The 13,368-nt window shown below is 72.1% G+C and carries 13 protein-coding genes and 1 tRNA gene; 5 read left to right on the top strand and 9 right to left on the bottom strand.

Going from position 1 to position 13,368, the window contains the following annotated elements; translation table 11 throughout:
- Window positions 1-264 precede the first annotated feature (264 nt).
- Together IF27_RS06095 and IF27_RS06090 are read left to right on the top strand one after the other, a co-directional pair.
- Window positions 265-1,479 (top strand): M6 family metalloprotease domain-containing protein, encoded by a 1,215-nt coding sequence (locus tag IF27_RS06095; protein WP_052848307.1) that lies wholly within the window; start codon window positions 265-267, stop codon window positions 1,477-1,479.
- 107 nt (window positions 1,480-1,586) lie between these two features.
- Window positions 1,587-1,976 carry a hypothetical protein gene (locus tag IF27_RS06090; protein ID WP_052848306.1) on the top strand — a complete coding sequence of 130 codons (390 nt, stop codon included), beginning with the start codon at window positions 1,587-1,589 and terminating at the stop codon, window positions 1,974-1,976.
- A 1-nt stretch (window position 1,977) separates the two neighbouring features.
- Here IF27_RS06090 and IF27_RS06085 read toward each other — a convergent pair whose 3' ends face one another.
- From IF27_RS06085 to IF27_RS06070, 4 genes are all read right to left on the bottom strand, one after another.
- Window positions 1,978-2,253, bottom strand: coding sequence for a sigma factor-like helix-turn-helix DNA-binding protein (locus IF27_RS06085; RefSeq protein ID WP_052848305.1), 276 nt, complete (start codon window positions 2,251-2,253; stop codon window positions 1,978-1,980).
- Window positions 2,254-2,536: 283 nt separating this feature from the next.
- Window positions 2,537-2,610: transfer RNA gene (locus IF27_RS06080), tRNA-Lys, on the bottom strand.
- A gap of 50 nt (window positions 2,611-2,660) precedes the next feature.
- Window positions 2,661-3,020 carry a hypothetical protein gene (locus IF27_RS06075; protein WP_052848304.1) on the bottom strand — a complete coding sequence of 120 codons (360 nt, stop codon included), beginning with the start codon at window positions 3,018-3,020 and terminating at the stop codon, window positions 2,661-2,663.
- A gap of 105 nt (window positions 3,021-3,125) precedes the next feature.
- A complete protein-coding gene (locus IF27_RS06070; protein ID WP_110945584.1) occupies window positions 3,126-4,010 on the bottom strand; it encodes a phosphatase PAP2 family protein in 885 nt (294 codons plus the stop codon).
- A 192-nt stretch (window positions 4,011-4,202) separates the two neighbouring features.
- Between IF27_RS06070 and IF27_RS06065 the strand changes: the two genes are divergently transcribed.
- A complete protein-coding gene (locus IF27_RS06065; RefSeq protein ID WP_052848455.1) occupies window positions 4,203-4,808 on the top strand; it encodes a histidine phosphatase family protein in 606 nt (201 codons plus the stop codon).
- 341 nt (window positions 4,809-5,149) lie between these two features.
- Here the strand turns inward: IF27_RS06065 and IF27_RS06060 are convergent, their stop codons facing one another.
- Window positions 5,150-6,607, bottom strand: a complete 1,458-nt coding sequence (locus IF27_RS06060) for an NsdA family TPR-like regulatory protein (RefSeq protein ID WP_052848303.1) — start codon at window positions 6,605-6,607, stop codon at window positions 5,150-5,152.
- A gap of 171 nt (window positions 6,608-6,778) precedes the next feature.
- Between IF27_RS06060 and IF27_RS06055 the strand changes: the two genes are divergently transcribed.
- Both IF27_RS06055 and IF27_RS06050 read left to right on the top strand, forming a co-directional pair.
- Window positions 6,779-7,141, top strand: coding sequence for a hypothetical protein (locus tag IF27_RS06055; protein WP_052848302.1), 363 nt, complete (start codon window positions 6,779-6,781; stop codon window positions 7,139-7,141).
- Window positions 7,142-7,339: 198 nt separating this feature from the next.
- Entirely contained in the window at window positions 7,340-8,197 is an 858-nt protein-coding gene (locus IF27_RS06050) for a spermidine synthase (RefSeq protein WP_052848301.1), read from the top strand.
- 231 nt (window positions 8,198-8,428) lie between these two features.
- Here IF27_RS06050 and IF27_RS06045 read toward each other — a convergent pair whose 3' ends face one another.
- From IF27_RS06045 to IF27_RS06030, 4 genes are read right to left on the bottom strand one after another with little or no spacing between them, the layout of a single operon-like run.
- Window positions 8,429-9,847 (bottom strand): GH1 family beta-glucosidase, encoded by a 1,419-nt coding sequence (locus IF27_RS06045; protein WP_052848300.1) that lies wholly within the window; start codon window positions 9,845-9,847, stop codon window positions 8,429-8,431.
- Between the two features lie 57 nt (window positions 9,848-9,904).
- A complete protein-coding gene (locus tag IF27_RS06040) occupies window positions 9,905-10,783 on the bottom strand; it encodes a carbohydrate ABC transporter permease (RefSeq protein ID WP_052848454.1) in 879 nt (292 codons plus the stop codon).
- 44 nt (window positions 10,784-10,827) lie between these two features.
- Window positions 10,828-11,862, bottom strand: a complete 1,035-nt coding sequence (locus IF27_RS06035) for a carbohydrate ABC transporter permease (RefSeq protein WP_052848299.1) — start codon at window positions 11,860-11,862, stop codon at window positions 10,828-10,830.
- Window positions 11,863-11,884: 22 nt separating this feature from the next.
- Entirely contained in the window at window positions 11,885-13,219 is a 1,335-nt protein-coding gene (locus tag IF27_RS06030) for an ABC transporter substrate-binding protein (RefSeq protein ID WP_052848298.1), read from the bottom strand.
- Window positions 13,220-13,368 lie beyond the last annotated feature (149 nt).

Genomic DNA, 13,368 nt, shown 5'->3' with positions numbered 1-13,368 from the left:
TGTGGCGATCATAGAGGCTGGGAAGCGGGTGGAGCCAGTGCTTCGGCCGCCTGTCTTGGTCGCCGCGCGGTCCGCGCCCGCCGAGGTTTCGATTAGCTGACCGTTTCTGCTCGGGCGGTGGGCGGACCCGATCGTTCTCGATTGAACAATACGCACGGTAATCGTATTGCCCATGACTCGGGCGGCCTAGTGAAACAGGTCATTCCCCGGCAAATCTGAACAGAGTGGTGGCGGTGTCCCCTACGGCCCGCACGGGAGGTCGAAGTGCGCCGTCCCCACCGCCGCCCGGCGGCCGTCCTCACGGTCCTGGCCGCTCTCCTGGGTACCACGCTGACCTCGGGGCCAGGCCCCGACGCGGTCGCCGACGAGCCGTGCAGCCTGCCGCGTTCAGGGGTGCACCACTCCGAGGGCGTGGCCAGCTGGAACGAGGAGTACCCGCGCCCGGTCGGCACGCTGCGGGCCGCGATGTTCTTCCTGTCCTTCCCGGACGCCGAGCCCAGGACGACACCGGAACGGATCGCCCGTGACTACTTCCCGGCGACTTCCGACTACTTCGACACCGCTTCCTATGGTCGGCTCGACCTTCGCGAGACCGTGGTCGGCGAGTGGATCGAGATGCCGGAGCGGTCGGGCGCGTACGGGATACAGCGCGACTGGGAGCCGGAGAAACGGTCCGCCTACCTGGGCGACGCGCTGGCCGCGGTGTCCTCACGCGCCGATCTGGCGGCGTACGACCTCGTCTACCTCGTCGCCGACCCGGACGCCCCCGGCGTGGACTCCGACGCCACCAAGGTGGTCAACTTCGACAGCCCGGTGACCGTCGGCGAGGCCGAGATCCGCCGGATCGTGACCGTGTTCGAACGCCGCCCGCCGGACCGCAATGTGCTCGCCCACGAAACCGCCCACGTGTTCGATCTGCCGGATCTGTACGACCGGCCGGAGGACGGTTTCGGTGACTGGGACACCCATGTGGGGGACTGGGACCTGATGGGCAGCCAGTTCGGCCTCTCGCCCGAGCTGTTCGGCTGGCACAAGTGGAAGCTGGGCTGGCTGAACTCGGGCCATGTCGCCTGCGTCCGCACCACGGGCGCCAGCCATCACACGCTGCAACCGCTCGGCGCCCCGCTGGCGGCGGCCCCGCCCGGCTCCGACGTCCGGCTCGCCGTCGTCCGCACAGGCCCGGCCGAGGCGCTCGTCGCGGAGGCGCGGACGCCGACCGGCAACGACGCGACCAGCTGCACCCGTGGCGTCCTCCTGTACCGCGTCCGCAGCGACGTCGCGTCCGCCGAGGGGCCCGTGGAGGTCCTGGACGGCCATCCGGGCACCAGCGCCTGCCACGCGGGCTCCGTGCACCCGCGGCTGGCCGACGCCCCGCTGGAGACGGGCGAGAGCTACTACGACGAGGACGCGGGCGTGCGGATCGAGGTCGGCGAGCGCACCGCCACCGGAGGCTGGGACATCAAGGTCACGCGGGACTGAACCACCCCCCGCGTCAGCACATCAGAGCGAGCTCGCGGAGTGGGAGGTACGCGGAGCCGGGCGGCGCCATAATGCGGGGAGAACCGCCCGGTCCCGGAGGGGGCGCCGTGTCGCAGATCCACTACGACCACTGCTTCAGGAACGGCGAGCCGTGCCGTCACGGCCCGCCGGGGACGATCGTCTACGTCTGCGAGCGGGACGCCAGGACGGCGGCCCGCCACGCCAGGACCTGCGCCGAGTACGCCAGGACGCGGGCGTGGGACGTCGTGGACACCATCGTCGAGAGCACCCCGGACCTGCCGTTGAAGGAGCGCGAGGGCTGGCGTTCCGCCGGTCGGCACCTCAGGGACGGGACGGCCGAGGCCGTCGTCATCTGGCATCCCCTCCAGGTCGCGGACGACCGCGCCGGATTCGCCGTGTTGCAGCGGGATTTCCGGGAGCGTTATGCCGTCCTCGTCGCCGCCACCGGAATCCCGGCGCCGAAACGCGCGGACTGACTCACTTGTTGCCCCGGGCGATCTGATTGACCCGTGACACGGAAAGTCCCAGCATCTCGCCTATCTCGCGGAGTTTGTACCGCTCGTCGCGTAAGCCGACGACCACTTCCCTGCGTACGGCGGCGAGTCTGCGGGTGGCGTTCGGTATCACCTCGTCCACGAGGCGCCGCGCGGCCCGTTCGCGCGCGATCGCGTCGGGCATGGCGGCCAGGGCGGCGAGAGTCGCCTCGATGTGACCGGACAGTTCGGCGATCGGATCGGTTTCTGGTGCTGTCATGCACCGAAGCGTAGGGTCCCCGGGCGGTGTTGTCCGCCGATCCGAACATCTGCCTCCCCCGCCCGGTGTTCTTTTCCGGCCCCGTCTCCGCCCGGCCACGGGAACAGCCGTGGGAAATCCCCCGGAATACCGGGCGCGGAATTCTCTCTTCCGCCCGGGGCATTCCCCGTAGGGCGGCGCGGCGCGGGAACCGGGCACGCCACCGCGGCTTCCGGCCCGTGAACCCCGTATCCACAAAGCAGAGAATCCCCCTCACCCGGAGGTGAGGGGGATTCCCATCAGGTGCGCCGCCAGGGACTCGAACCCCGGACCCGCTGATTAAGAGTCAGCTGCTCTAACCAACTGAGCTAGCGGCGCCTGCTGACGTCTCAGACTCTAGCACCAGGATCGCGTGGAAGAAAAATCGGCTAGGGACGCCGCCGCTCCAGCTCACGGCCGTACTCGATCATCCTGACGGCGTAGTCCTCGGTCCAGCCCGCGCGCTCCGCCACGGCCGCCGCCGAGAGGCTGTCGAACCGCCGCGGATCGGCCAGCTGCGCCGCCGCCGTCGCCTGGAACTCCACGGCCCGGTCGGCCGCCGCCTGGAACGCGACCGCCAGCTCCGTCGCCCGCTCCAGGAGCTGCGACGGGTCGGTCAGGGTCTCCAGTGCGAAGAAGTGCTCGTCCTCCGCCTGCCCCGACGGAGGGTCGAAGAACAGCGCGGCCGGCCTGCGGTACTGCGGCGGACGGCCGGACGACGGCTCGGGAACCGGGCCTGACTCGGACATGGAGGCTCTCCTTCTGGACGGACGGCGGGGGAGGGGACGGCGGCCGGGGCGGCGGTCGGCCTCACCCGGCCCCGATCCGGCACCGCACCGGCCCGCCGACGCCCGTCAGGACGGCGGAGCGGCGGGCTCGCGCGCCGGTCCATTGTGCCGCGCCACCGCCCGGTCATCCCGGGGACGGGACGTGCCGCCCGCCACGAGCCGCCCGGACGGCAGGCTGTCGTGCTCCGTCCCCGGCACCGGCCGCACCCCGCCGAACCGCTCCCGCAGCCGGTGCGTCAGCCGCAGCATCGGGCGCGCCAGCAGCAGACCCGCGGTCATCACCAGCACGCCCGCGACCGCGTCCATGAAGTAGTGGTTCGCCGTACCCATCACGACCATCGTGGTCATCAGCGGGTACCCCAGCGCGGCGGACTTGATCCACAACGAACGCGACCCGTAGTGCCACAGCGCCACCCCGCACCACAGCGACCAGCCCACGTGCAGGCTCGGCATCGCCGCGAACTGGTTCGTGAAGTCACCCATCCCGCTCGGGGCGCTCGCGTCGTTCGCCCACCACCCGTAGTTGCTGTACTGGGCCAGACTGTCCACGAACCCCTCGCCCCCGGGCAGCAGCCGCGGCGGGCAGGTCGGCAGCAGCGTGAAGCCGATCAGGCCGAGCATCGTGGAGGCCAGCAGCCAGGTGCGCATCAGCCGGTAGTGCAGCGGCCTACGGCGGAACAGCCACACCAGCACCGCGGGCGTCACGATGTAGTGCAGCGAGGCGTACGCGAACGACGACGGCACGCCCAGCCACGCCTCCTGCGTGAACAACTCGTTCAAAGGCACCTCGGGGTGCAGCCACAGCGCGCGCTCCAACCGCAGGATCGCGAGCCCGTTGTCCACCGCCGTGCTCACGTCCCCGCGCGCCAGCAGCCGCGCACCGGAGTACGCGCCGTAGACGACGACGAGCAGCAGCAGCTCGGTCCACCAGCGTGGCCGGTCTCGACACATACGCTCCTACTCCAAGTTCCCCGGGGTGCACTTCTTCACGTCGCGTCGTCTGCGGCAGTGGCTGAGCCCGCCCACGAGCAGGCGAATCCAGGACAACCGTAAGCCGAAGGGCTCTGGAACAGACGTCAGGGGAGACCCCTTCGGTTGCTTGCGAGATGATGAGTGACCGATGTGACAAACGGAAGGATGGTCATGGCGGCGCGCCTCGTGCTGGTCCGACACGGACGGACGGCCTGGTCGGTCTCCGGACGGCACACCGGACACACCGATGTCCCCCTCCTGGACGAAGGCCGTGCCCAGGCCAAGGCCCTCGGACAGCGCCTCCACGGCGCCCCCTGGCACGGGCTCCCCGACGCCGAGATCCGCACCAGCCCGCTCTCCCGCGCCCACGAGACCTGCGAACTGGCCGGATTCGGCGAACGCGCCACCGACTGGGACGCGCTTCGCGAATGGGACTACGGCGACGAGGAGGGCCTCACCCCCGCCCAGATCACCGAGCGACGCGGCCCCGGCTGGCTCATCTGGCGCGACGGCGTGACCGGCGGCGAGACCCTCGCCCAGCTCGCCGCACGCGCCGACGCCGTCGTCGCCTGGGCCAGGTCCACCGACCGCGACACCGTCGTCTTCGCCCACGGCCACATCTCGCGCGCCATCGCCGCCCGCTGGCTCGGCGAGGACGTGTCCTTCGCCGCCCGCCTGCGCCTCGACCCCGCGGCCCTGTGCGCCCTCACCACCGCGTACGGCGGCCCGGCCCTCGAACGCTGGAACGACACAGGCCACCTCGACGCCACGCCCTGACCGGCGCGCGCACCGGCGCGGAACGCCGTGCACCGCGCCGCACGGGCGCCCGTCTGCGAGTCGGGATGCGGATGGCGTACGCGTCACCTCCTGAGCCCGGCGCGAACGCCAGGGACCGGTGACCACACCGACTTCCCGCTGCCGCGCCGCCTATGCGGGGCGGCGCGGGAGACGGCCGCACACCGCACGTTCCCGGCCACGGCGCGCGGGGCGCCGCCCGCGCACGCTCCATGATCACCTCGCCGTGCCGCGCGTCGCGGCGCACGACACACGCGCATGCGCCCGCGCGCGACCTGTGACCCCGCCCCGCCGCGCCCCTCCGCGCCGCGCGCCGCCCGCCGTCAGGCCGCCGCGGGCAGCGCCGCGTGCCGTTCCAGGAACGACGACACCGCCCGGTCGTGCCGCGCCGGACGCAACCGCCCCGCCGTCGAGGACAGCAACGTCACGATCCGCGCCGACCTGACCTGCGCCAGCAGGTCCAACGCCCGCCCCCCGTGCGCCGCCGCCTCCTCGGGACTCCCCCCGGCGGCCAGATGCCCGGCCAGCTCCGCCGAGTAGAGCGCGATGTTCCGCACGAAATGCGGCTCACGCAGCGCCGCCGTGACCGCCCGCCGCGCACCGGCGACCGCACGCCCGTACTCCCCGAGCACCCCCCAGCAGCCCGCCTCCAGACTCGCCGCCTCCGCCTCGCCGAAGAACGTCATCCACCCGGGCGCCACCTCCGCCGCGTCCCGCCCGTACTCCACCCCGGCACGCGCCAGCGCCTCCTCGCACCCCGCCCGGTCGCCCAGCGCCGCCCACGCCCCCGCCTCCCGCAGCGCCAGCAGCGAACGCAACCGCGGCCACGCCAGACGCCGCGCCGCCTGCTGCCCCGCCTGCGCCGCCCGCAGCGCCTCCCGCGGACGGTCCGCGTCCAGCGCCAGATACGCCGCGTTGCAGAACGCGTGCGCCTCCAGCGCCGCGTCACCGCCGACCCGCGCCGTCGCCAGCGCCTCCGCGTAGTGCGAACGGGCGTCCGCCGTACGCCCCGAGTCGTGGGCCAGCCAGCCCACCGAGACGGCCAGCTCCCCCGCCGCGGAGTGGAGCCGACCGCTCACCCGCTCCCGCCGCGCCCCCGCGTCGAGCAACTGGTACGCGATCCGCAGCGCCTCACCGGCGGGCCGGTACAGCGCGTCCGCGCCGTGCCGGTCGTCCAGCAGCCGGATGTTCCGCACGGTCGCCGCCAAGGCGGCCACCTCACGCGGGCCCGGACGCGCGGTGGGTGTGGCGGCGGCGGCCGGAAGCGTCCCCAGAGCGGTCAGGGACGCGACGGCGGCGGGACCGCCGGTCATGAACACGCGACGCAGCACGTCGCCCTCCTCCGAGTCGGTGAAGCCGTCGATACCGTCGATACCGTCCATGCGGTCGCCCGCGGGACCGGCGGCACCTGCGGCGCCGGGAACACGGCCGGGCGCACCGGCCGGACACGCGGCTGCCGGGACGGACGACACCGACGGGGTGGGGGGAAGCGGGCCCGGTCTGCGTCCGCGCACCGCGTGCCGGGGTTCGAATCCGAGATCGGTCAGCGAACGACCGGGGAACATATGAAGGAATACCCGCTCGTAGGCGTAGTTAGGGCACCGGATCTCGCCCGCTTCCACCCGCCCCACGTACCGGGCGTCACAACTGACCCGCTCGCCGATCTCACGCGCCGCGCGCCGTACTCTCGCGGCGAACTCCCCGGGGGACAGCGGCCCCCGCAGCTCCCGGAACACCCGGTTGGGCCCGCTCGTCCGGGACGCGTATGGTGACGTCGCCATGCAGCGGACCGTATCGGCCCCCGACGCCGCACTACCCTGTCTTTCCCGGCGAATCCACACAACACGCCCACGATCCGCCATGAACTGCCAGCCTTTCCGGCGGTATCCGCCCGTAGCCGTTGACGACGTGGCGCGTTGAACACCGGACCGAAACTCCGGAGGAGGCACACCATGGCGGACACCGGCGACACGCCGCCCTGTGATCTGGTCACCGTTCCTGCCAGGGAAGGACTGGAGGCCGCCGACATCCTGCGCATCCGGCACGGCGTCGGCCCCGTCCTGCACGACAGGGACGGCGACACCCTCGGCTTCCTCGTGCCGCCGGGCACGGCCGAGCGCTGGGACCTGCCCGGCAGCGCCTGCACCCAGACCCACACCGCCGCACGGCGCGGCAGCGGGACACCACCGGTGACCGGCAGCGGCTGGCTGGTCCCGCCCGACGGCGCCGTCCGCGACGCCACCGAACCCCACCGGCTGCGCGCCGCGCTGAGCGAGGCCGTCACCATGCTGCGCGTCGTTGACCGCTGCCAGTGACCCACCGGGCCCCGCGACCGGGCCGGGGCCGGAAGGCAGGGGCCGCCGCGCGGCGGCCCCGCCGGTCGTCACACTGGTGGACGTGACGACCCGGACGACCCCGAACCCGACACCCACGCCGACACCGCCGTACGACGCACCGGCCTCCCCCCGCCGACCGGTGCCGGTGCCGGTGCCGGTGACCAGCCGGAGCCCACGATGAGACGCGGACGCCGCGCCGGCGGCCGGGAGACCGTCAGCGAACCCGTGGACGGCGGCCTGGCCCAGCTCGTCCCCGACCCGGACCGCCCCCACGCCTGGGAACTCCTCCTCGACGGCGCCCCGCAGTCCCACGTGGACCTCGACGCACCCACCCGCCTCGCCTTCGAGTACCAACGGCGCCTCGGACACGTCGCCGACCTCGCCGCACCCCCGGGACAGCCCCTCACCGTCGTCCACCTCGGCGGCGGCGCCCTCACCCTCGCCCGCTACGTCGCCGTCACGCGCCCCCGCTCCGTCCAGCAGGTCGCCGAACCCGACGCCCGCCTCACCGCGCTCGTCCGCAGGGAACTGCCCCTCCCCGACACCGCCCGCGTCAAGGTCCGCCCCACCGACGCGCGCGAACTGCTGCGGAAACTGCCCGACGCGTGGGCCGGGCTCGTCCTCACCGACGTCTTCAGCGACGCCAGGACACCGGCCCACTGCACCACCGCCGAATTCCTCGCCGAGGCCGCCCGCGTCCTCGCCCCCGGCGGCTGGTACGCCGTCAACGTCACCGACGGACCACCGCTCGCCCACCTGCGGCGGCAGGCCGCCACCCTCGCCGACCGGTTCGCGCACGTCTGCCTCATGGCCGAACCCGCGGTCCTGCGCGGGCGACGCTTCGGCAACGGCGTACTCCTCGCCGCGGACGGCGAACTGCCCCTCGCCGAACTCGTGCGCCGCTGCGCCGCCGACCCGTTCACGGCCCGGGTCCTCGCGGGCCGCGAGCTGCGGGACTTCACGGGCGGGGCGCCGGTCGTCACGGACGCGACCGCGTCGGCCTCCCCTCCACCACCCGACGGGGCGTTCACCTGACGGGCGTCACTGTCAGTGGGGCATGTCACAGTGAGTGACATGATGAGGACGGTGATCGTGACCCTGTGGTCGGCCCTGCGGTCGGTGCTGCGGTCGGCCCCGCGAAGGATGACGGGGACGAGGCGGACGCCACGCCGGTGGGCCGACGCCACCCCTCCCGGCCGTGACCCGACCGGAAGGGACGCCGCGCGGGGCGGCCGGGGCCGAGGCCCCACCGCCCCGCCGGACCCCTCAGCCCGACCCCGGCAGCACCCCGGAACGGACCAGCTCGGCATACCACCGCGCGCTCGACTTCGGCGTACGCCGCAGCGTCTCGAAATCGACGTGCACCACACCGAAACGCTTCCCGTACCCGTACGCCCACTCGAAGTTGTCCAGCAGCGACCACACGAAGTAGCCCCGCACATCGGCACCCTGCTCCACCGCGTCCAACACGGCACCCAGATGCCCCCGCAGATACGCCACCCGCTCCGGGTCGTGCACCGCGCCCTGCGCGTCCACCGTGTCGTCGAACGCCGCGCCGTTCTCCGTCACATACAGCGGAAGATCCGGCACCTCCCGCGAGAACCGCAGCAGCACGTCCGTCAGACCGGTCGCGTCGATGGGCCAGCCCATGGCCGTCCGCCCACCCGGCAACGGCGTGAACTCGACCCCCTCGGAACCGACCCACGGCGAATGCGCCGACGACCCGTGCCCGTCGTCACGCGGACCCGCCGCACCGGGAACGGGCGCCGCCACCTCCACCGGGTTGTAGTAGTTCACCCCGAGGAAGTCGATCGGCTGACGGATCACCGCCTCGTCCCCGTCCCGCACGAACGACCAGTCGCTCACCCCGGCCGTGTCCTCCCGCAGATCCGCCGGATAGGAACCGTGCAGCAACGGGCCGGTGAAGATCCGCGTCTGGAGCGCGTCGATACGCCGCGCCGCGTCCCGGTCCTCCGCCGCGTCCGTCCTCGCCCGGACGACACCCGGATTCAGCGTGACACCGATCCGCGCGTCCGCCGGAAGGACCGACCGGAGCGTACGGACCGCCAGGCCATGCCCCAGGTTCAGATGGTGCGCCGCCCGCAGGACGGACTCGGGCTCGGTCCGGCCCGGCGCGTGCACCCCCGAGCCGTACCCGAGGAACGCGCTGCAGAACGGCTCGTTCAGCGTCGTCCACAACGGCACCCGGTCGCCCAGTGCCTCCCCGACCAGGCCCGCGTACTCCGCGAACCGCTCCGCCGTCTCCCGCACCGGCCAGCCGCCCGCGTCCTCCAACTCCTGGGGAAGATCCCAGTGGTAGAGGGTGAGGGCGGGCGTGATGCCGCGTTCGAGCAGGCCGTCGGCCAGCTCCCGGTAGAAGTCCAGACCCCGCTGCACCGCAGGGCCACGCCCGGTGGGCTGGACGCGGGTCCAGGACACCGAGAACCGGTAGGCGGCCAGGCCCAGTTCCGCCATCAGGTCGAGGTCGTCACGCCACCGGTGATAGTGGTCACAGGCGACGTCACCGGTATGCCCCTCGAACACCTTGCCGGGCGTGCGGCTGAAGGTGTCCCAGATCGACGGGGTACGGCCGCCCTCGGCGGCGGCCCCCTCGATCTGATAGGCGGCGGTGGCCGATCCCCACAGGAAATCGGCGGGGAAGGCACGAGGCTGTTCTTCAGGCATGGAAGCGCTCCCAATCTTGCTCGTGACCAGCCTAGCGAACGGTGCGTGGCGGGCCCCTCAGCCCTTCAACGCCCCGTTCATGATCCCGCCGACGATCTGCCTGCCGAACACGACGAAGACCAGGAGCAGCGGCAGCGTCGCGATCAGCGCGCCCGCCATCACCACCCCCTGGTCCTGCACGTAACCCCGCCCCAGATTCGTCAGCGCGACCTGCACCGTCGGATTCTGCTGCGTCAGCGCGATGATCGGCCAGAAGAACTCGTTCCACGCCATCACGAACGTCAGCATCCCCAGCACCGCCATCGCGGGCCGCGCCGCCGGGAACACGACATGCCACACGATCCGCAGACTGTTCGCGCCGTCCACACGCGCCGCCTCGACCAGCTCACCCGGCAGCGCCTGCGCCAGGTACTGCCGCATGAAGAACACACCGAACGCGCTGACCATCATCGGCAGGATCACCGCCTGGAGATGATCGGTCCACCCCAGCTCCGCGACCGCCATGAACATCGGCACCACCGTCAGCTGCGGCGGCACCATCATCGTCCCGATCACCGCCGTCAGCAGCACGTTCTTCGCCCGGAAGCGCAGCTTGGCGAACGCGAAACCTGCCAGGGTGGCGAACACCACCGTGGACAGCGTCACCGTGCCCGCCACGAACACCGTGTTCACCACGGCCCGGCTCATGTTCGCGTCGCCCCACGCCGACCCGAGATTCTCCACGAGCCGGTCGCCGAACCAGAACGGCGGCGTCGTCTCCGCCAGCCGCGCCGTCGTGTGCGACGCCGCGAACACCTGCCACACCAGCGGATACAGCGAACCGACCGTGAAGACACCCAGCACCAGATACGTCGGCCAACCGGCGTGCAACTGCCGCCCCGCTCCGGACGCGCCCCGCCACCCGCGCCTCCGGCCGCCGCGCGCACCCACCGCCACGCCCGGACCTGCCCCCGCCTTCACGCTGTCGATCGTCCTCACCCTCACCCCTCCTCACCGCCGCTGCGGCTCACCCAACGGGAGAGCGCCCAGTACACGAGCCCGATCACGATCAACAGCAGGAACATCGTCCAGGCGATGGCCGACGCCCGGCCCAGATGCCGGTTGAACCAGCCCATCTCGTACAGGTACAGACCCAGCGTCTGGAACTGGCCGCCCGCCCCGCCGTTCGCGTCACCGCCGCCGAACAGCATCGGCTCACCGAACAACTGCGTCGCCCCGATCGTCGAGACCACGACGGTGAACAGGATCGTCGGCCGCAGCGAGGGCAGCGTCACATGCCGGAACTGCTGCCACCGCGACGCGCCGTCCAGCGACGCCGACTCGTACAGATCACCGGGGACCGCCTGCATCGCGGCCAGATAGATCAGCGTGTTGTAGCCCGTCCACCGCCAGATCACGATGCTGGACACCGCGAACTGGGACGACCACTGCCCCGACTGCCAATCGACGGCGTCGATGCCGACCAGCCCGAGCGCCCAGTTGACCGCGCCGTAGTCCCGCCCGTACAGCATCGAGAAGACCATCGCCGCCGCCGCCACCGACGTCGCGTACGGCGCCAGCATCGCCACACGGAACAGCATGCTGCCCCGCATCCGGTAGTTGAGCAGATGCGCCAGCCCCAGGGCCATCGCGAGCTGCGGAACGGTCGAGAGCACACCGATCGTGAACGTGTTCCGCAGCGCGTCCCAGAAGAACTCGTCGTTCCACAACCGCGTGAAGTTGCCGAGCCCCACCCACTCCATGTCGTTCGGGTGGCTCAGCGACACCTGGTGCAGCGACGCCCACCCCGTGTACAGCAGCGGGAAGAGACCGAACGCCGCGAAGAACAGGAAGAACGGCGAGATGAACGCGTACGGGCTGAACCGCACGTCCCACCGGTAACGGCGCGACCGGCGCTCCAGGCGGCGCGCCTCCACCGCGGCGCCGGACGCGGACCGTTGGCGGGGAACCCTCGGCCCCGGGGCCGCGCCCCCCGCCGACGCGGGGGAGGCGGCCTTCGCGTGATGCGTCGTCATGGGGATCTCCACTCGTCCCTGATCACTCGGCGAGCGCGTTGTCCAGGCCGCTGACGACCTCGTCCCAGGCGTCACCGGGAGACTCGCCCCCCTGGTCCACCAGGAGCAGCCCGTCCGTGATCCCCTCCTGGATCACCTGCTCGTACGGCCCGATGGGGCTGGAGGGGATCCGCTCGGCGGCGGCACCGAAGATCCGCCCGATCGGGGCGTCACCGAAATACGGGTGCGTGGCGTCCAGCACCTCGGGGCTCTGCTGCGCCGTCGTGGAACTGGGGTAGCTGCCCCGTTCGGTGAACAGCCTGGCCTGCTGCTCGGGCGCCGTCAGCCAGGCGGCCAGCGCGACGGCCTCCTCGCGGTGCTCGCCCGCCTCGGGGACGCCGATGAACGAGCCGCCCCAGTTCGACGGCGTGGGGGAGTCGGCGACGTCCCACAGACCCCGGCCCGCCTCACCCGCCTTCTCCTGGATGTACCCGAGCATCCACGCCGGGCAGGACGCGACGGTCGCGAACGCCCCGTTGGCGAAGGCACGGTCCCACTCCTCCGTGAACTGCTGCTGCCCGTCGGTCAGTCCGGCCTCGGACGCCTCGACCGCCAGGTCCCACGCGGTGGCCACCGCCTCGCTGTCCTGGTAGACGATCTCGCCCGCGTCGTCGTAGTAGCGCTCCTCGAAACCCGAGACGACCGCGTTGAACATGCCCCCGGCCGCATCCATGTAGGCGACGTCCGCCGGGCCCTCGGCCGCGAAGTCCGCCCCGGCCGCCAGGTACGCGTCCCAGCCGCCCGCGAACAGGGCGCCGACCTCCGCACGGTCGGTCGGCAGCCCGGCCTGCTCGAAGTAGTCCGTCCGGTAGCAGATGCCGGTCGGGCCCATGTCCGTGCCCAGACCGATGATCCGGCCCTCCGGGTCGGTGGCCTGGGCGATCTTCCAGGGCGCGAAGTGGCTCGTGTCCACATCGCCGTACTCGCCGAAGTCCACCCAGGCGTCGGACAGTTCGCCCGTCATCTCGGCGATGTTGCCGACCTCGATGGCCTGGATGTCCGCCAGCCCGCTGTTCTGGGCCAGACGGGTGCGGAGCTGGGCGATGTAGTCGCCGTTCTCGGTGACCGAGTCCTGCTCGATCGTGATCCCGGGATGCAGGTCCTCGTACGCGTCGTACAGCCCGGCCTCCTCGAAACCGAACTGCCCGAACACGCCGACCCGCAGGGTGATCCCGCCGCCGGCGCCGTCGTCACCCCCCGCGCCGTCGCCCGAACAGGCGCCCAGCAGGCCGGTGGTGAGGGTGGCGGTGAGGGCCAGGGCCACGGCCCTGGACGACCGGCGCGTGGACCGGTGGGTGGAACGGACTTGACTGCGCATGACGGCTCGTCCTCCTGGCGACACTGACGTTGCCTTCCCAGCGGGTGTAACGAGGCGTGGGGGGAAAGGTCCTGGGTTCCGCAACGTGCGGGTTCCGTTGGGTCACAGTGGTGTGGGAGCGCTCCCAAATCTGATGGGTTGAAGAGTCC

The organism is Streptomyces avicenniae (assembly GCF_000719135.1).
In the GTDB taxonomy this organism is placed as follows: Bacteria; Actinomycetota; Actinomycetes; order Streptomycetales; family Streptomycetaceae; genus Streptomyces; species Streptomyces avicenniae.
The sequence above is the reverse complement of the archived record's forward strand: the minus strand, read 5'-3'. Positions and strand labels throughout refer to the sequence as shown.